A 17,640-nucleotide genomic window follows, 5' to 3' on the forward strand; every position below is an offset into this window, starting at 1 on the left:
AAATAACTCGTTCATCAGCGCACTGAATTGTCTCGGAATCGATACACGGCATGGGGCTTTTCCGGTGCCGGAAGCGCAGGTCCCGAGTCGTCCTGATTAGGCGGTTACCGGCGGTCGAGGACTTGTATCAATGTGTTGCCAAAATCGCACCAGAAGGGGTTTTCGCGGTCAGATATTTCGTCAGTCGGCCTGTTGTCGGCTGCCGCCTGCCAGCGTCGCTGGCGTGGCTTCTTCGCGGTCCAGGAGGCCGCCATGTATCGTCGACTTCTGCTTGTTGCATTACTGGGTCTGAGTCTTAGCGCGTGTGTCCCTTATTACGGTGGAGGTTCAAGCTATTACAGCTCCGAAGTCTACAGTTCCCCCGCGCCTGCCTATTACTACGGTGGCGGGTCTTCCTATTACTCCACTGGCCGCAGTTACTACGCACCACGCTACTACCAGCCGGCGCCCCGTTATTACCAACCGGCTCCGCGCTACTACCAGCCACCTCGGGCGGTGTACCGACCTTATCCGAACCAGGGCTGGGGCGGGCATGATCGCCACAGCAACTGGGGCAACAACAATTGGGGCAACAACGGTGGCAACCGGGATTGGGGCGGTCACGGCGGACGTGGCGATCGTGACCGTGGCGACCATGGGCGAGGCGGTCGCGGTCATTGATTCCCAGTGGGCCACAAGCCTGTAGCCGCTGCCGGCGGCTCCAGGCTTTTTAGTAATCCGTCAGGTCCGCCAGAGGATGGCGGCCTTCCCAGGCCTTGTGAAAATGCGCTTCCACCACCGCTTCGGGCACGCTGTTGATATCCGACCAATGCCAATGGGGCTGATGATCCTTGTCGATCAGGCGGGCACGCACCCCTTCGGCGAATTCCGGGTGCCGGCAGCAGTTCAGGCTCAGGGTGTATTCCATCTGGAATACCTCGGCCAGGGACAGGTAGCGGGCACGGCGGATCTGCTCCCATATCAGGTGCGCGGTCAGCGGGCAGCCCTCGACCAGCGTCTTGGCCGCTCGGCTGTAGAGAGCATCGCTGTGGTTCTGCAACTGGCTGATGGCACGCCAGGCACAGGCCACGTCACTGACGTCCAGCCAGGCATCGATCTGCTGCCGACGCGGCAGCCATTGGGCGTCGGGCAGTTGAGCCAATGCTTCCTGCTGCAAGGCCTTGAGCAAGCTGTTGAGTTGCCTTGGTGTCTGTTCCTGCCAGTTCAACTGCAACAGCCCCTCGATCAGTGCTTCCTGTTGTTCGTCCAGCAGGAAGCGGTCGGCGAGGTTCAGGTCCAGGGCATCGCGGCCATTCATGTGGGCGCCGGTCAGCCCCAGGAACAAGCCGAGCTTGCCGGGCATCCGCGAGAGGAACCAACTGGCGCCGACGTCGGGATACAGGCCGATGCTGATTTCCGGCATTGCCAGGCGACTGCTGGGGGTGACGATACGAATCCCGGCGCCTTGCAGCAGGCCCATGCCGCCGCCGAGCACATAGCCGTGGCCCCAGCAGATCACGGGTTTGGGGTAGGTGTGCAGGCGATAGTCGAGACGGTATTCCGCTGCGAAAAAATGCCCGGCCAAGGCCGGCACTTCGCCGGGGTGATCGAGGCAAGCCTGGGCCAGGCTGCGTACCTCGCCGCCGGCACAGAAGGCCTTGGTGCCGTTACCCCGCAGCAGCACACAGACCACTTGCGGATCCTTGGCCCAAGCGTCGAGGCGCTCGCTCAACTGCTGGATCATGGGCAGCGACAGGGCATTCAGGGATTTTTCCGCGTCCAGGGTGGCAATGGCGATGCGTGCGCCATCGGTGCCGGTGAGTTCTTCGACGTGCAGGTTCATCGTGACCTCGAGGGGAAATAGGAGCGATCAGTATGATCGCTGGTAGGGAAAGTGCCGGTTCTGTGTCAGATCAATTGACAAGCGAAGTCGGCTTTCCTAGGGTGCGGCCATTGTTTTTTTCACGGGCCAGGCCATGACTGCTGACGATCGTATCAAACTCGAACCGAGCTGGAAGGAGGCGCTGCGTGCCGAATTCGAGCAGCCCTACATGGGCGAACTGCGCGAATTCCTGCGCCAGGAACATGCCGCCGGCAAGGAAATCTATCCACCGGGTCCGATGATCTTCAATGCCTTGAACTCGACGCCGCTGGACAAGGTCAAGGTGGTGATCCTCGGCCAGGACCCGTACCACGGACCGGGTCAGGCCCACGGTTTGTGCTTCTCGGTACAGCCCGGGGTGCCAGCGCCACCCTCGCTGGTGAACATCTATAAAGAGCTCAAGCGTGACCTCAACATCGACATTCCTAACCACGGCTACCTGCAAAGCTGGGCCGACCAGGGCGTGCTGATGCTCAACACCACCATGACCGTGGAGCGGGCCAACGCGGCGTCCCATGCGGGCAAGGGTTGGCAGTTCTTCACCGATCGGATCATCGAAGTGGTCAGCGAGCACCAGCCGCACCTGGTGTTCCTGTTGTGGGGGGCTCACGCCCAGAGCAAGCAGAAGCTGATCGACGCCACCAAGCATCTGGTGCTGACCTCGGTGCATCCTTCGCCGCTGTCGGCCTACCGCGGCTTTCTCGGTTGCGGGCATTTCAGCCGCACCAACAAATACCTTGAGCAGAACGGCGAGACGCCCATCGAGTGGCGCCTGCCGCCGGTATGATCAAGGCCCTTTCGCCGGCAAGCCGGCTCCTGCATTCCCTGTAGGAGCCGGCTTGCCGGCGAACAAGGTTCTCAGTCCCTGTTCCAATGCCGAAACAACGGCTCCGCGAGAAACAGCACGAACAACAACCTCATCACCTGCATGGCGGTCACCAGTGGCACCGACAGTTGCAGGGTCTCGGCCGTGAGGCTCATTTCCGCGATACCGCCGGGCATCATGCCCAATGTCAACGAGCGTAGATCCAGGTGGGTCAACACACTCAGGCCCAGTGCCGCGAGGCCGGCGATCAGCATGGTCAGGGCGGTGCCGATCAAGGTCCGTCCCATGAACGACGGCGCACGGCGAAAGAACTGTCGATTGAAGTGACAGCCCAGGCCGCTGCCAATCAGCCATTGGCCCACCTGACTGCTGCCCTCGGGCAGGCCAATGTGCAGGTCCCAGGCGATGCTCACCGTAGCGCTGAGCAGCAAGGGGCCGAACAACCAGGGGTTGGGTTGACGCAGACGCTGCCAGATCCAGGCCAGTAGCGCGCCCGCCGGAAACAACAGGGCCAGCCACTGCCAGTCCACAGTGGTGGCATGCAGGGCGGGGGTGCCTTCTCCTAGCAGATATTTGAAGGCCGCTGGCACGCAGAGCACCACGGTCAGTACTCGCAGGCTCTGTCCAGCCGCCACGCGGCTGAGCACCGCGCCATTGCGCGCGCCCAGATTGACCATCTCCCCGGAGCCACCGGGCATGCTGGAGAAAAATGCAGTGGCCCGGTCCTCTCCGGTACGCCGCAGCAACCAGACTCCGACCATGCTGGACAGGCTGGTCACCAGGGCACCGAAGAAGATCAGGCCAAAGTGGCTCATGACCTGCGCCATCACCAGTGGGGTGAAGTGCAGGCCAATGCCGATGCCGACGACCCATTGCCCACATTTGCGGCCGCCGGGAATTTCCGCCAATTGCCAGGGCGTCAGGCAGCGCACCAGGATGATCGCCAGCAGCGAGCCGACCATCCAGGGCAGCGGCCAGCCGATCTGGCTGGCGAGATAACCGCCAGCCAGGCCCACCAGGGGCGTGCCCCACCATTGTCTGAAGCGGGCTTCAGACATCGGCCACGGCACGTTGCTGGGCCGAACGCTTGCGCCAGATACGCAGCAGCGGCATGAACAGCATGAGGAGGGTCAACACCCAGACCCCGACCGTGATCGGGCTCGACCAGAGGATCTCCAGCGCGCCATTGGAGATCGACAGCGCCCGGCGCAGGTTCTGTTCCATCAAACCGCCGAGGATGAAACCCAGCAATACCGGGGACAACGGGAAGTCGAGCTTGCGCAGGATGTAGCCGAAGATGCCGATGCCCACCATCAGGAACAGGTCGAAGGTGGTGGCGTGCACTGCGTAGACACCAATCCCGGTAATGATCGCGATCACCGGCACCAGGGCCCAGTTCGGTACGGCGAGGATGCGGGTGAAGATGCGGATCATCGGGATGTTGAGGATCACCAGCATGATGTTGGCGATGAACAGGGAGGCGATCAGGCCCCAGACGATATCCGGCTGCTGCTGGAACAACAGCGGGCCGGGGGTGATGTTGTACAGCGACAGGGCGCCGATCATCACCGCCGTGGTGCCGGAGCCGGGAACGCCGAGGGTCAGCATCGGCACCAGGGCACCGCAGGCCGAGGCGCCGATGGCGGTTTCAGGGGCCGCCAGGCCGCGCTTGTCACCTTCACCAAAGGTGCCGCTGGCGCCGGCGATGCGCTTCTCGGTCATGTAGGCCACGGCGCTGGCCAGGGTTGCGCCGGCACCGGGCAGTACGCCCATGATGAAGCCCAGCAGGCCGCAGCGGATGTTCACCACGAACACCGAGGCCGCTTCCTTGAAGTTGAACATCATGCGGCCGGTGGCTTTCACCGCTTCCTGGCCGCGATGGGTCTTCTCCAGCAGCAACAGGATCTCGCTGATGGAGAACAGGCCCAGCACCAGCACCACGAACTGGATGCCGTCGGTGAGGTGGATGTTGTCTCCGGTGAAGCGGTACACGCCGCTGTTGGCGTCGATGCCCACCGCCGACAGGAACAGGCCGATCAACGCGGCAATGAAGGTTTTCAGCGGTCGATCGCCGGCCATGCCGCCGAGGCAGACGATGGCGAACACCATCAGTACGAAGTATTCCGCCGGACCGAAGGCGATCGCCCACTTGGCCAGCAGCGGGGCGAACAGCACCATGCCGCAGGTGGCGATGAAGGCGCCGATGAACGAACTCCAGGCCGAGAGTGACAAGGCCACGCCCGCCAGGCCTTTGCGTGCCATGGGGTAGCCGTCCAGGGTGGTCATCACGGTGGAGGCTTCGCCAGGAATGTTCAGCAGGATCGAGCTGATGCGGCCGCCGTATTCGCAACCCAGGTACACCGCCGCCAGGAGGATCAGCGCCGACTCCGGCGGCAGGCCCAGGGCAAAGGCAATGGGGATCAACAGGGCCACGCCGTTGATCGGGCCCAGGCCCGGGAGCAGGCCGACCACGGTGCCGATCAGGGTGCCGGACAGGGCGGTGACCAGGTTGTAGGGGGTCAGCGCAACGCCGAAGCCCTGGCCCAGATAACTGAGGGTATCCATATCAATTCTCCAGAACGTCGAGCAGGCCGAGGGGCAGTGGTACGTCCATGACCCGGTCGAACAACCAGTAGAGGCCGACACTGAGCAGGCTGATGATCACCAGGCTCGGTAGCCAGCGGCCGCCGTAGAGCCGTGCCATTGGTACACCGATGAGGATGCTGGCGACGATGAAGCCCAGGGGTTCGAAGGTTCCGGCGAACACCAGCAGCAAGGCGACGCAGACTGCGATCTTGCTCAGGGTTGCCCGGTCCAGGGGCGGTTCTTCTTCACTGTGCTTGATGGGCGCCGGACGCAGCAGCATGTACAGCAGGGCCAGGCCCATCAGGCCGAGCATCAGCAAGGGGAAGGCCCGCGGGCCCACGGGTTCGTAGGAAAAGGCCGCCTGATACGGCCAGGCCATCAGTGCCAGGCCGGCACAGGCCAGCAGCAACACCGCAGCGAAGAGACGTTGAACGAGCATGGCTAACTCCCGGGCGCGGCCCTCGATGCGCGAGGACCGGGCCGTCAGAAAGGGTCGGTCACTGGATCAGGCCGAACTCTTTGGCCAGGGTCTTGTAGTCGGCCACCTGTTTTTTCACATAGGTGTCCAACTCGGGGCCGGTGAGGGCGAAGGGGAAGAGTTCGCGCTGATCACGCAGCTTGGCGAACTCTTCGGAGGCCAGCAGCTTGTCGAAGGCATTTTTCCACCAGGCGTATTCCTCGTCGGTGACTTTCGGCCCGAGGTAGAAACCGCGTACCACCGGCCAGACGATGTCGTAGCCCTGCTCCTTGGCAGTGGGGATGTCTTTCATTTCCGGCTCGTCCAGACGCTGTTCGGAGAACACCGCCAGCAGGCGCATGTCGCCAGCCTGGATATGGGGCATGGAGTCGGAGATGTCGGTGCTGCCGACCTGAATGTGTCCACCCAGCAGGGCGGTGGCGATTTCACCGCCGCCTTCCAGGGCGACGTAGCGCAGGTCCCGGGGGTTGATCCCGGCGGCCTTGGCGATCAGTGCGGTCTGCATCCAGTCCTGGCTGCCCACGGTGCCGCCGGAACCTATCACTACCTTGCTTGGATCTTTCTTAAGAGCCTGGACCAGATCGTCGAGGGTCTTGTAGGGCGAGTCGCTTTTCACGGCGATGGCCCCATAGCTGGTGCCGACCGCTGCCAGCCAGCGCACTGCGCTTTCATCGAAACGGCCGAACTTGCCCTGGGCCAGGTTCAGCAGCGAGCCGCTGGACCAGGCCACCAGGGTTCCGGCGTCGGCGGGACGCTGGGCCACCACGGCGTTGTAGGCCACGGCACCGACACCGCCAGGCATGTAGGTCACGCGCATCGGCTTGGTGAGGAGTTTTTCGTTGACCAGGGCGCTTTGCGCCAGCTTGCAGGTCAGGTCGAAACCGCCGCCGGGGGAGGCCGGTGCGATGCATTCCGGGCGCTTGGGCTCGGCGGTCGCAGCCAGCAGTTGGCCGGCGAACAGCAGGCAGCCGGCGGCGAGGGCTAGTTTGCGCAGTGAAAGGTCCATGAACGTCTCCACAGGAGTTGTTGTTATCGGTATGTCCGGGTCATCCCCGACCCTTTTTCCGCAGGAGTCGGCTTGCCGGCGAAGGAGGCCTTGGTTTTGTACAGGGCTTGCGGGCCTCTTCGCTGGCAAGCCAGCTCCTACGACGCAGCGTGATACGGGTGGCTTACCACAGGGCCACGCTGTAGCTCACCAGCAGGCGCACTTCATCCGCGTCGCGAGCCGAGTAGTTGGAGCGGTAGGTGGCGTTGCGCAGGCGCACGGCGACGTCCTTGAAGGTGCCGCTTTGCACTACGTATTTGACCTCGGTGTTGCGTTCCCACTCTTTGCCGGTGTCGCCGTTTTTCAGGGCGATGTTGTCGCCGCTGAGGTAGCGGGTCATGAAGCTCAGACCGGGAATTCCCAGCTTGGCGAAGTCGTAGTCGTAGCGGGCCTGCCAGGAGCGTTCCTCGGCCCCGGCGAAGTCGTTGATCTGCACGAAGTTCACCAGGTACGGATCGCTGCCATCCACGTAGGGGAAGGCGCTGTCGCCGGACATGTGCTGGTAGCCGGCGCTGAGTTTATGCCCGTTCAGGGCATAGCTCACCAGGCCGTTGAGGGATTTGTTGTCGATCTTGCCGCCCCGGGCCTGGCCCTGGTCGTCGCTGATGGCCAGGCGCAGGTCGGTGCCGAAGGTGCCCGGCCCCATGGGCTGGGAGGCTACCAGGCCGAGGAAGTGCTGGTTGTAGACATCGTCCAGCTGAGCGAAGTGGTAGCTGCCGGTGATCTTGTCGGTGAACTTGTAATCCAGGCCGCCGAAATTGAAGTGCTTGCCGGCCACGGTGCCGGCGAAGCGGCTGTTCTTGTTGTTGAGGCGGATGTCCTCGTAGTTGCTGTCGTCGCGGTCCTTGGCCTTGTCCAGGCGGCCGCCGGTGAAGGTCAGGTTCTTGATTTCCTTGGAAGTCAGCAGGCCGCCTTCGAAGGTCTGCGGCAGGATGCGCCCGTCGTTGGGCTTGAGGATCGGTAGCTCGGGGATCAGGCTGCCGATTTTCAGTTCGGTGGCGGAGATCTTCACTTTGCCGGTCAGGCCGAGCTTGGAGTACTGGTTGGCCGCGCGTCCGTCGTCGTGGGTCGGCAGCAGGCCGGTACCGGTGCGGTCGGGGCTGGAGTCGAGCTTGACCCCGAGCATGCCCAGGGCGTCCAGGCCGAAACCCACGGTGCCTTCGGTGTAGCCCGACTGCAGGTTGAGCATGAAACCCTGAGCCCATTCATCGCGCTTGGATTGCTGGGCGCTGGTGCCGTCGCGAAAGTCGCGATTGAAGTACATGTTGCGGGTTTCGAAGGTGGCGCTGCTGTCTTCGAAGAAGGCGGCCTGGCTGAGTGGGGCGAAACCGGCGAGGGCGGCGGCGCTGGCCAGGGCGGTCGGGGTCAAACGGGAAAAACGCGCGGGCTGGACAGCCTGAGGGTGCGAGGATGGCATCCTGGAGTACTCCGTTATTGTTCTTATTTTGACGAAAACGCTTCAAGGCGTTTTGCGTATCAGCGGCCGTCAAGGCCAGGGCAGTCGAGACTGTCCGTAGCCGGACTCTAAAGGGCCAACCTTTCGCTAACCTTTCAGCGTACTTTCACGGTTTTCGGGCTTCACAGCGGCGGTTGCGGCGGTACACTCCGCGCCAAAGAGTGGCGTCGATCCCCCCGGAACGAGGTAAGAAAACATGCGAGTCCTGCTCGTCGAAGACCATCTGCAACTGGCCGAAAGTGTCGCCCAGGCGCTCAAGAGCACCGGCCTGACCGTGGATGTGCTGCACGATGGCGTGGCCGCCGACCTGGCCCTGGGCAGTGAGGAATACGCCATGGCGATCCTCGACGTCGGCCTGCCGCGCATGGACGGTTTCGAGGTGCTGGCGCGCCTGCGGGCCCGGGGCAAGAACCTACCGGTGCTGATGCTCACTGCCCGCAGCGACGTCAAGGATCGGGTCCATGGTCTGAATCTGGGGGCCGACGATTACCTGGCCAAACCGTTCGAACTGACCGAGCTCGAAGCTCGGGTCAAGGCGCTGTTGCGCCGTAGCGTGCTGGGGGGCGAGCGCCAGCAGCGTTGCGGCGTGCTGGCTTATGACCTGGATACCCGGCGCTTCACCCTGGGTGAGGAATTGCTGACCCTGACGTCCCGCGAGCAGGCCGTGCTCGAGGCATTGATTGCCCGTCCTGGCCGGGTGATGAGCAAGGAGCAATTGGCCTCTCAGGTGTTTGGCCTGGATGAGGAGGCCAGCCCGGATGCCATCGAGATTTATGTCCACCGTCTGCGCAAGAAGCTCGATGGCCATGCGGTGGCCATCGTGACGTTCCGTGGCTTGGGTTATCTGTTGGAAAGCCGCGATGCATAGGCCCAGCAGCCTGCGCTGGCGGTTGTTGTGGAACCTGGCTCTGCTGCTGGTGGTGCTGATGCTGGCCAGCGGCTTGAGTGCCTACTGGAACGGCCGTGAGGCCGCTGACACCGCCTATGACCGCACCTTGCTGGCCTCGGCACGGACCATTGCCGCCGGGTTGTCCCAGCGTGACGGCAGCCTGAGCGCCAATGTGCCCTATGTGGCCCTGGATACCTTTGCCTACGACAGCGCCGGGCGCATCTATTACCAGGTCAACGATATTCACCAGCAACTGATCTCCGGTTACGAAAACTTGCCCGGTCCGCCACCGGGTACTCCGCGTACCGATGACTATCCGGCTCTGGCGCGTTTCTACGACGCCACCTACCAGGGCCAGAACGTGCGGGTGGTGAGCCTGCTCAAGGCGGTCAGCGAGCCGAACATGAACGGCATGGCGGAAATCCGCGTGGCGGAGACCGACGAGGCGCGGGTCGCCATGGCTCGCAGTTTGATGGCCGACACCTTGCTGCGCCTGGGCATGCTGGCCATTGGGGCGTTGCTGCTGGTGTGGTTTGCGGTGAGTGCCGCCTTACGTCCGCTGGAACGTTTGCGCGGTGCGGTGGAGGAGCGCCAGCCCGATGACTTGCGGCCACTGCCGCTGGTTTCGGTACAGCGTGAGTTGTGGCCTCTGGTGCGGGCCTTGAACCATTTTACCGAACGCCTGCGGGGGCAGTTCGAGCGCCAGGCACAGTTCATTGCCGAGGCCGCCCATGAATTGCGTACACCGCTGGCGGCACTCAAGGCCCGCCTGGAGCTGGGACTGCGCTCCAGTGAGCCGGACACCTGGCGCACGACCCTGGAAAGCGCGGCCCAGGGCACCGATCGCCTGACCCACCTGGCCAATCAGTTGCTGTCCCTGGCCCGGGTGGAAAATGGCGCCCGGGCCATCGCCGAGGGGGGCGCACAGTTGCTCGATCTCAGCCAGCTGGCCCGGGAGCTTGGCATGGCCATGGCGCCCCTGGCCCATGCCAGAGGGGTGGCCCTGGCCTTGGAAGCCGACGAGCCGGTGTGGCTCAAGGGCGAGCCCACCCTGCTCAATGAACTGCTGAGCAACCTGGTGGACAACGCCCTGGCCCACACGCCGTCGGGCGGCAATGTGGTGCTGCGGGTATCGGCGCCGGGGGTGCTGGAGGTGGAGGACGACGGGCCGGGAATTCCCCTGGAGGATCGCGACCGGGTCTTCGAGCGTTTTTACCGGCGTAATCAGCAGGTGGCCGGTTCGGGGTTGGGGCTGGCGATCGTGGGGGAAATCTGTCGCGCCCATCTGGCACAGATCAGTCTGCACGATGGCGAGCCTTCGGGGCTGAAGGTGCGGGTGAGTTTTATCGCCGGATGAGGATCAGTAGAGCATTGAGCGGGATTCTTGCAGATCGTTGCACATGGCCTTGTTGTCCGGGTCGATCCCCAGCTTCTTGAACGCCGGCACGCTGAAGGCGTCGATACGCGAGAGAGGGTGGTCAGTGTCTTTGTGGCAGTACAGGGTCGCCACCTGGACCAGGTCGACGTAGTCGATCCCGGTGGTCTGGCGGTTGAATTCCAGGTAGTGCCCGGGGATTTCCACCAGTTGCTCGGGGAACTCCCAGACCCGTAGCAGCTTGTCCCCCAGCAGCGGGTGAATGCGTTCGATCACGTGATTGAGGCTGACCGGGTCGGAAAGCAGTTCGTAGTGGTCTTCGGCGTAGGTCAGGATCGGCAGCACGCCGATCTGGTGTACCAGGCCGCCGAGGGCCGCCTGGTCGGGCTTGAGCTGGGTGTAGCTGCGGCACAGGGCATAGCTGACCCCGGCCACTTCCAGGCTGCGGCGCCAGACATCGTGCATTTTCTGTGCAACCACCTCGGAGCGGGCATTGAAGATCTGCTCCATCACCAGGCCGATGGCCAGGTTGCTGCTGTAGTTGACTCCCAGACGAGTGATTGCGGTGTGCAGGTCGGTGACTTCCTGGGCCGCCCGCAACAGTGGGCTGTTGACCACCTTGATCAGTCGCGCCGACAACGCGGTGTCGCGGCCTATCACTTTGCTCAGGGTGCTGACGCTGATTTCCGGGTCTTCGGCGGCCTGGCGAATCTGCATGGCCACCTCCGGTAGGGTTGGCAGAACCAGGTCATCATTGTCGATGGCCTCCACCAAATCCTGTTGGACCTTTTCCGCCAGCTCAGTCATTTCAGTTCTCTAGGGTGTTGCAGGAAAGGGGGAGTCGGTCAGCGCTGGATTTCGCGATCGCGGTCCAGTTGGTACGGCAGGTCAAGCAATTGCAGACCGGGCCCTTCGAGTGCGCCCAGGTGCAGGTTGCCATCTTCTACCGCTTCGGCCTGCAACACGGCCAGCAGTTCCACTTGATCGGGTGCCTGGGCAGCCAGGACCACTTCGCCGATGGAGCTGTTGTGGGTCGGGGAGAACAGCGGGGTGCCTGGGACGGGGAGCTCGCCGGCGGGCAATGCGAGTCGGTAGAGGCGGCGCTTGAGCTTGCCCAGGTATTGCATGCGGGCGACGATTTCCTGACCGGTATAGCAGCCTTTCTTGAAGCTGACGCCGCCTACGGCCTGGAGGTTGAGCATCTGTGGAATGAACAGTTCACGGGTCTGTGCCATGACCTGGCCGAGGCCCGCGCGGATCTGGCCTAGCAGCCACTGATTGAGCTCGCCCTGGGGTAGTTGCGCAGCCAGTTGCTGGCCCAGGCTCTCGGCGCGTTCCGCCGGGACCCAGAGTTCGACGCGCTTGCTTGAGGCGCGCACGGCAATCAGGCCATCGGCGCGGACTACGGCGCCGTCTTCCTGGGGCAGTTCAAGGCCCAGGCCGCTCAGGCTGGAGTCGGCATTGCTGAGGCCGAAGCGCGCCCAATTGGCGCTTTCATCGGTGAGCTTGGCCTTGGAGAAGACTGCGTATTTCTTCAGGTCTGCCAGTTGCGGCTCAAGCAGTTCGCTGGCCATGGCCAGCAGGCAGCCGTCACCCTCCAGGAGGATACGAAAACTCGACTGCATGCGGCCTTTCTGGTTGCAACGGGCGCCCAGGCTGGACTGGCTGTCGCTGAGGTAACTGAGGTTGCAGGTCAACTGACCCTGAAGGAATTTGCTGGCATCAGGGCCGCGGACGGCGAGGACGCCTTCGTGGGACAGGGGGCAGAAAAAAGCGGAGTCAGCCATGGTTCATCGCAGGGTAAAAAGTCTGGGGCACATCATAAGGGGGCGCCCCTGAAATGGATAGTTCACAAAGGACGGGTGGTGACCGACCAAAGCCGACTGTTCTCGTGTTCCCCGGGCTGTATACTTGCGCTCTATTTGAGGAGCGCTCCATGGTTGAAGATGTTGAACTGAATCGCCTCTACTGGCACAGCCGTCGCGGCATGCTTGAGCTGGACGTATTGCTGGTGCCGTTCGTCAGGGAGGTGTACCCGCATCTCAATGAGACTGATCGCGAGTGCTACCGCAAGTTGCTGGAGTGTGAGGATCAGGACATGTTCGGCTGGTTCATGGAGCGCAGCGAATCCGAGGATCCTGAGCTGCAGCGCATGGTTCGCATGATTTTGGACCGTGTCCAGCCCAAGTAGGCTGTTCGAGTGCCGCTGGCGTGCTTCACGGCAACTGCTGGCGGCCTACCTGCTGGCCCAGGCATTCGCCCTGGTCGCCATTTTTCTGCTGGATATCCCGTCTGTGGCCAAGGGGCTGGGCATCCTGCTGTGCCTGGTGCATGGCGGTTGGGTGCTGCCTCGACAGATTTTGTTGACCCATTCCCGCGCATTCAGCCGCTTGCGGCACTCGCCTGAGGGCTGGCAGTTGTGGAGTCCGGCCACGGGGTGGCAGGTGGTGCAGTTGCGGCCGGACAGCCTGGCGTTACCGCTGATCGTGGTGTTGCGCTTTCGTCTGCAGGGCGAGCGCTGGGTGCGCTCCCTTTGTGTTCCCAGGGACGCGCAGACAGCCGATGAGCACCGGCGTCTGCGGGTGCGGCTCAAGTTCGGCCGGCGTAGGTGGGTGGCAGCAGAATAGTGTCGCGTGCCTCGGGCAGCAGCTGCGGGTAGTCGAGGGTGTAGTGCAGACCTCGGCTTTCCTTGCGCTCCATGGCCGAGAGAATCATCAGCTCGGCCACCTGGGCAAGGTTGCGCAACTCGATCAGGTCACGGCTGACCTTGTAGTTGCTGTAGAACTCGTCGATCTCGTCCAGTAGCAGGCGTACCCGGTGTTGAGCCCGTTGCAGGCGTTTGTTGGTCCGCACGATACCGACGTAGTCCCACATGAATCGCCGCAGTTCGTCCCAATTGTGCGCAATGATCACGTCTTCGTCGGAGTCGGTGACCTGGCTGGCATCCCAGGCCGGCAGGGCGATGGGAATCGAGATCTGGGGCAACTGCTGGAGAATGTCGGCTGCTGCCGAACGGGCGTAGACGAAACACTCCAGCAACGAATTGCTGGCCATGCGGTTGGCTCCGTGGAGGCCGGTAAAACTGGTTTCGCCGATGGCATACAGGCCTGGCACATCAGTGCGCCCCTGTTGATCGACCATCACGCCGCCGCATGTGTAGTGAGCGGCCGGCACCACCGGGATCGGCTGTTGGGTGATGTCGATGGAAAATTCCAGGCAGCGTTCATACACGGTGGGGAAGTGGGTCTTGATGAAGGCTTCTGGTTTGTGGCTGATATCCAGGTAGACGCAGTCGATCCCCAGGCGCTTCATTTCATGGTCAATGGCCCGGGCGACGATATCCCGGGGAGCCAGCTCGGCCCGGGGGTCGAACCGCTGCATGAAGCGTTCACCGTTGGGCAGCTTGAGGTGGGCGCCTTCACCGCGCAGGGCCTCGGTGATCAGGAAGCTCTTGGCCAGGGGGTGATACAGGCAGGTGGGGTGGAACTGGTTGAACTCCAGGTTGGCCACCCGGCAGCCCGAGCGCCATGCCATGGCGATGCCGTCGCCACAGGCACTGTCGGGGTTGCTGGTATAGAGGTAGACCTTGGCCGCACCGCCGGAGGCGAGGATTACGAAGCGGGCGCCAAAGGTATCCACTTCACCGGTGCCGCGGTTGAGCACGTAGGCGCCCAGGCAGCGATCACCTTCCAGGCCCAGGCGTTTCTCGGTGATCAGGTCGACGGCAACCCGTTGCTCCAGCAGTTCGATATTGGGGTGTTGTCGGGCCTGTGCCAGTAGTGTCTTGAAGATGGCCGCGCCGGTGGCGTCTGCGGCATGAATGATCCGTCGGTGACTGTGACCGCCTTCTCGAGTCAGGTGGAACTCGAAGCCATTGTCGTCGCTGCTGGCGTCTTCATCACGGGTAAAGGGAACCCCCTGGTCGATCAACCATTGGATGGCCTCACGGCTGTGTTCCACGGTAAATCGCACTGCATCCTCGTGGCACAGGCCGCCACCGGCGTTGAGGGTGTCATCGACATGGGATTCGACAGTATCGGTATCGTCCAGCACGGCAGCGACGCCGCCTTGGGCCCTGTAGGTCGAGCCATTGGCCAGATCGCCCTTGCTCAGGACGGCAATACGCAGGTGGCGGGGCAGTGTCAGGGCCAGGCTCAAGCCGGCGGCGCCGCTGCCAATCACCAGAACATCGTGTTGAAACTGTTGGCTCATTTGAAGGATTCCGCTCAAAGCGACCCAGGACGGGGTTGGCGCAAGACGCCTGAATCGGCGAGTCATGGCAGCCACACAGCCCACTAGTATATAGAGGGGGGGATCGGCACAATAGTCGCGCCTTCAGGGCATTGTGCGACTTCGCTGAGCAGAAGCGTTGCTCTCGATCACCCAGGTATTCGAAGCATTCCAGGTTGCGAAACCGAGTGTTCGAAGAAGTAGGGCGGTTTTTCTCTTCACCGTTACACAATCTTCGTTCAGCACAGCTATAAAGATTGGGAACTTTTGCCAAGGCCCCAAACTCAATAGAAGGTTGCCTGAAAGAAGGGACAGCGTCGGTTCTGGCCAAGGTTTGCAATCTGGCCCTTGTGACAGAAATCGACGACAGGATTATTCGCGCAGCCGGCCTTGCCCGCGCTGCGTTTTTCGTGCGTGCCGGATCAGAGCCCGCAGGAAACTTGCTTGGAGGGGGAGAACTTTTGCGAAAAGCCCGAGTCTATGTTTGCAAGCCTGATCAATTAGTGATGCAAGCCTCCTCCGAGCTTATCGAGGAGTGTTCATGCTAACCCAGGAAGAGGATCAGCAGCTGGTCGAACGCGTTCAACGCGGCGACAAGCGAGCGTTCGATCTGCTCGTGCTGAAATACCAGCACAAAATTCTCGGGTTGATCGTGCGTTTCGTGCACGACACCCATGAAGCCCAGGATGTCGCACAAGAAGCCTTTATCAAGGCTTACCGTGCACTAGGTAATTTTCGAGGGGACAGCGCGTTTTACACGTGGCTGTACCGTATCGCCATCAACACGGCGAAAAACTATCTGGTTTCACGCGGCCGTCGGCCGCCGGATAGCGATGTGAGTTCTGAGGATGCTGAGTTCTATGACGGCGATCATGGCCTTAAGGATCTCGAGTCGCCGGAACGTGCATTGCTGCGGGATGAGATCGAGGGCACCGTCCATCGAACCATCCAGCAACTGCCTGAAGATTTGCGTACAGCCTTAACTTTACGTGAATTCGATGGTCTGAGTTACGAGGACATTGCCAGCGTCATGCAGTGTCCGGTGGGTACCGTGCGCTCCCGGATTTTCCGCGCTCGGGAAGCCATCGATAAAGCCCTGCAGCCGTTGTTGCAGGAAACCTGAGACAGCGGCGACAGCCAAGAGAGGAACCGCCATGAGTCGTGAAGCCCTGCAGGAATCGCTGTCCGCGGTGATGGATAACGAAGCGGACGAACTGGAATTGCGTCGGGTATTGAATGCCGTCGACGAAGTAGAAACCCGTGAGACTTGGGCCCGTTATCAAATCGCCCGGGCAGCTATGCACAAGGAGTTGCTGCTTCCACGTCTGGACATTGCCGCTGCCGTTTCTGCAGCTCTGGCTGATGAGGCCGTACCGGCCAAAGTGTCCCGCGGACCTTGGCGCAGCCTGGGCCGCCTGGCGGTAGCTGCGTCGGTGACTGTGGCGGTCTTGGCCGGTGTGCGTCTGTACAACCAAGACGAGATCGCGGGCGTTGAACTGGCTCAGCAAGCCGGTCAGCCAACCCTGGCGACTCCACAAGTAAAAGGCCCTGCTGTATTGGCCGGCTACAATGAAAGCTCGGAAGCCACTGGCCCTATGGCTAATGGTGTATTGCAAGGGCAGCCAGGCTGGCACGATCAGCGTCTGCCGAGCTACCTGCGTCAGCATGCTCAGCAAGCTGCACTAAAAGGTACTGAAAGCGCACTGCCTTATGCCCGTGCGGCAAGCTTGGAAAACCGCTAAGGAGGATCATGCGCGCCATACCTCTACTCTCGCTTCTGCTTAGTGGCTGGTTTGTGGTTCCAGCCCACGCCGATGAAGCCCAGGACTGGTTGCAACGTCTTGGGCAAGCGGAACAACAGCAAAGCTTTCAGGGCACTTTCGTTTACGAGCGTAACGGTAGTTTTTCTACCCATAACATCTGGCATCGCGTCCAGGATGGAAAGGTCCGTGAGCGTCTGATTCAGCTCGATGGATCCGCTCAAGAGGTGGTGCGTGTCGATGGTCGCACCCAGTGCGTCAGCGGTACGTTGGTGGCAGGGTTGGGGGATGCTCCGGACTCTGCGGCCCGTGCGCTGGACCCGCAAAAGCTCAAGAATTGGTACGACCTTGCCGTTATCGGCAAGTCTCGTGTGGCTGGGCGTCAGGCAGTGATCGTTTCTGTTACGCCCAAAGATCAGCATCGCTACGGCTTTGAGTTGCATCTGGATCGGGAAACCGGCCTGCCGCTCAAATCCCTGTTGTTGAATGACAAGGGACAGCTGCTGGAGCGCTTCCAGTTCACTCGTCTGGATACTACAGATGTCCCCGAAGACGCCGAGTTGCAAGCTGGTGCTGACTGCAAGCCGGTGAGCCTGGACAGCAACAAGGCTTCGGCCATCAAAACTGCGCAAACCTGGCATTCCGACTGGCTGCCTCCAGGTTTCGAGCTGACCAGTAGCTCCGCCCGCAAGGATCCGGAAACCAAGACCCTGGTCAACAGCTTGCTGTATGACGACGGCTTGGCGCGGTTCTCGGTATTCCTCGAGCCGCTCAACGGTGCGACGGTTACCGATACCCGGACTCAGCTCGGTCCGACTGTCGCCGTATCGCGTCGCTTGACCACGCCCGATGGCGAAATGATGGTCACCGTGGTCGGGGAAATCCCTATCGGTACCGCTGAACGAATCGCACTGTCGATGCGTTCCGATGCCACCGCCAAGCAATGAGCCTTTATTGGTTGTGTAAGAGGTCGGTAATGCCTACTCCACAATTGAGAAGATGAAATGTTTGGTGAGCAATTTCATTTGCAAAATCCCCAGAGTTTTTTTATAGGTCAGAACCCCTCGGTTCTGACCTTATTTGTCGTTCCTGGAACAAAAGTACCGCCCCTGTCTGTTCGGTACTGCTTGCTCC

Annotated in this window: 18 protein-coding genes; 9 read left to right on the top strand and 9 right to left on the bottom strand. The window is 61.9% G+C overall.

Features of this window, described 5'->3' with window-relative positions:
• Positions 1-252: 252 nt before the first annotated feature.
• A complete protein-coding gene (locus tag ACSSVC_RS11035; RefSeq protein WP_346634920.1) occupies positions 253-660 on the top strand; it encodes a hypothetical protein in 408 nt (135 codons plus the stop codon).
• Between the two features lie 49 nt (positions 661-709).
• Here the strand turns inward: ACSSVC_RS11035 and dspII are convergent, their stop codons facing one another.
• Positions 710-1,822, bottom strand: a complete 1,113-nt coding sequence (gene dspII, locus ACSSVC_RS11040; protein ID WP_404938565.1) for an enoyl-CoA hydratase/isomerase DspII — start codon at positions 1,820-1,822, stop codon at positions 710-712.
• Between the two features lie 133 nt (positions 1,823-1,955).
• Here dspII and ung point away from each other — a divergent pair, with 133 nt between their 5' ends.
• On the top strand, positions 1,956-2,648 hold the full coding sequence (gene ung, locus ACSSVC_RS11045; protein ID WP_346634918.1) for a uracil-DNA glycosylase: 693 nt from the start codon (positions 1,956-1,958) through the stop codon (positions 2,646-2,648).
• Between the two features lie 71 nt (positions 2,649-2,719).
• Here ung and ACSSVC_RS11050 read toward each other — a convergent pair whose 3' ends face one another.
• From ACSSVC_RS11050 to ACSSVC_RS11070, 5 genes are all read right to left on the bottom strand, one after another.
• Positions 2,720-3,745, bottom strand: a complete 1,026-nt coding sequence (locus tag ACSSVC_RS11050) for an AbrB family transcriptional regulator (RefSeq protein WP_492612285.1) — start codon at positions 3,743-3,745, stop codon at positions 2,720-2,722.
• On the bottom strand, positions 3,738-5,252 hold the full coding sequence (locus tag ACSSVC_RS11055; RefSeq protein WP_346634916.1) for a tripartite tricarboxylate transporter permease: 1,515 nt from the start codon (positions 5,250-5,252) through the stop codon (positions 3,738-3,740). Before ACSSVC_RS11055 ends, ACSSVC_RS11050 begins: the two co-directional genes overlap by 8 nt.
• A gap of 1 nt (position 5,253) precedes the next feature.
• Positions 5,254-5,712: a tripartite tricarboxylate transporter TctB family protein gene (locus ACSSVC_RS11060; RefSeq protein WP_404938571.1), complete on the bottom strand. Its 459-nt coding sequence runs from the start codon at positions 5,710-5,712 to the stop codon at positions 5,254-5,256.
• Between the two features lie 58 nt (positions 5,713-5,770).
• A complete protein-coding gene (locus ACSSVC_RS11065; protein WP_346634914.1) occupies positions 5,771-6,757 on the bottom strand; it encodes a Bug family tripartite tricarboxylate transporter substrate binding protein in 987 nt (328 codons plus the stop codon).
• Positions 6,758-6,920: 163 nt separating this feature from the next.
• Entirely contained in the window at positions 6,921-8,213 is a 1,293-nt protein-coding gene (locus tag ACSSVC_RS11070; RefSeq protein WP_346634913.1) for an OprD family porin, read from the bottom strand.
• Between the two features lie 235 nt (positions 8,214-8,448).
• Between ACSSVC_RS11070 and ACSSVC_RS11075 the strand changes: the two genes are divergently transcribed.
• Together ACSSVC_RS11075 and ACSSVC_RS11080 are read left to right on the top strand one after the other, a co-directional pair.
• Positions 8,449-9,120 carry a response regulator gene (locus ACSSVC_RS11075; RefSeq protein ID WP_346634912.1) on the top strand — a complete coding sequence of 224 codons (672 nt, stop codon included), beginning with the start codon at positions 8,449-8,451 and terminating at the stop codon, positions 9,118-9,120.
• Positions 9,113-10,498: a sensor histidine kinase gene (locus tag ACSSVC_RS11080; protein ID WP_346634911.1), complete on the top strand. Its 1,386-nt coding sequence runs from the start codon at positions 9,113-9,115 to the stop codon at positions 10,496-10,498. The genes ACSSVC_RS11075 and ACSSVC_RS11080 overlap by 8 nt, the downstream gene beginning before the upstream one ends.
• A gap of 3 nt (positions 10,499-10,501) precedes the next feature.
• Here ACSSVC_RS11080 and ACSSVC_RS11085 read toward each other — a convergent pair whose 3' ends face one another.
• Complete coding sequence (locus ACSSVC_RS11085) at positions 10,502-11,323, bottom strand: HDOD domain-containing protein (RefSeq protein ID WP_346634910.1); 822 nt, start codon at positions 11,321-11,323, stop codon at positions 10,502-10,504.
• A 38-nt stretch (positions 11,324-11,361) separates the two neighbouring features.
• A complete protein-coding gene (gene ygfZ / locus ACSSVC_RS11090; protein WP_346634909.1) occupies positions 11,362-12,303 on the bottom strand; it encodes a CAF17-like 4Fe-4S cluster assembly/insertion protein YgfZ in 942 nt (313 codons plus the stop codon).
• Between the two features lie 149 nt (positions 12,304-12,452).
• Here ygfZ and ACSSVC_RS11095 point away from each other — a divergent pair, with 149 nt between their 5' ends.
• Together ACSSVC_RS11095 and ACSSVC_RS11100 are read left to right on the top strand one after the other, a co-directional pair.
• Positions 12,453-12,707, top strand: coding sequence for an FAD assembly factor SdhE (locus tag ACSSVC_RS11095; protein ID WP_011059785.1), 255 nt, complete (start codon positions 12,453-12,455; stop codon positions 12,705-12,707).
• Entirely contained in the window at positions 12,691-13,143 is a 453-nt protein-coding gene (locus ACSSVC_RS11100; RefSeq protein ID WP_492612286.1) for a protein YgfX, read from the top strand. The genes ACSSVC_RS11095 and ACSSVC_RS11100 overlap by 17 nt, the downstream gene beginning before the upstream one ends.
• Here the strand turns inward: ACSSVC_RS11100 and nadB are convergent.
• Entirely contained in the window at positions 13,106-14,728 is a 1,623-nt protein-coding gene (gene nadB, locus ACSSVC_RS11105) for an L-aspartate oxidase (RefSeq protein ID WP_346634907.1), read from the bottom strand. The two genes, ACSSVC_RS11100 and nadB, sit on opposite strands and share 38 nt — an antisense overlap.
• Positions 14,729-15,287: 559 nt before the next feature.
• Between nadB and rpoE the strand changes: the two genes are divergently transcribed.
• Genes rpoE through ACSSVC_RS11120 form a run of 3 tightly spaced genes read left to right on the top strand, consistent with a single transcriptional unit; the run spans position 15,288 to position 17,453 of the window.
• Positions 15,288-15,869 (top strand): RNA polymerase sigma factor RpoE/AlgU, encoded by a 582-nt coding sequence (rpoE, locus tag ACSSVC_RS11110; RefSeq protein WP_007930230.1) that lies wholly within the window; start codon positions 15,288-15,290, stop codon positions 15,867-15,869.
• A 31-nt stretch (positions 15,870-15,900) separates the two neighbouring features.
• The gene (locus ACSSVC_RS11115; protein WP_346634906.1) at positions 15,901-16,488 is read left to right on the top strand and encodes a sigma-E factor negative regulatory protein; all 588 of its coding nucleotides are present in this window, start codon (positions 15,901-15,903) and stop codon (positions 16,486-16,488) included.
• Positions 16,489-16,496: 8 nt separating this feature from the next.
• A complete protein-coding gene (locus ACSSVC_RS11120; RefSeq protein ID WP_404938578.1) occupies positions 16,497-17,453 on the top strand; it encodes a MucB/RseB C-terminal domain-containing protein in 957 nt (318 codons plus the stop codon).
• Positions 17,454-17,640: the final 187 nt, after the last annotated feature.

The organism is Pseudomonas sp. E1BtOHC1 (genome assembly GCF_058744285.1).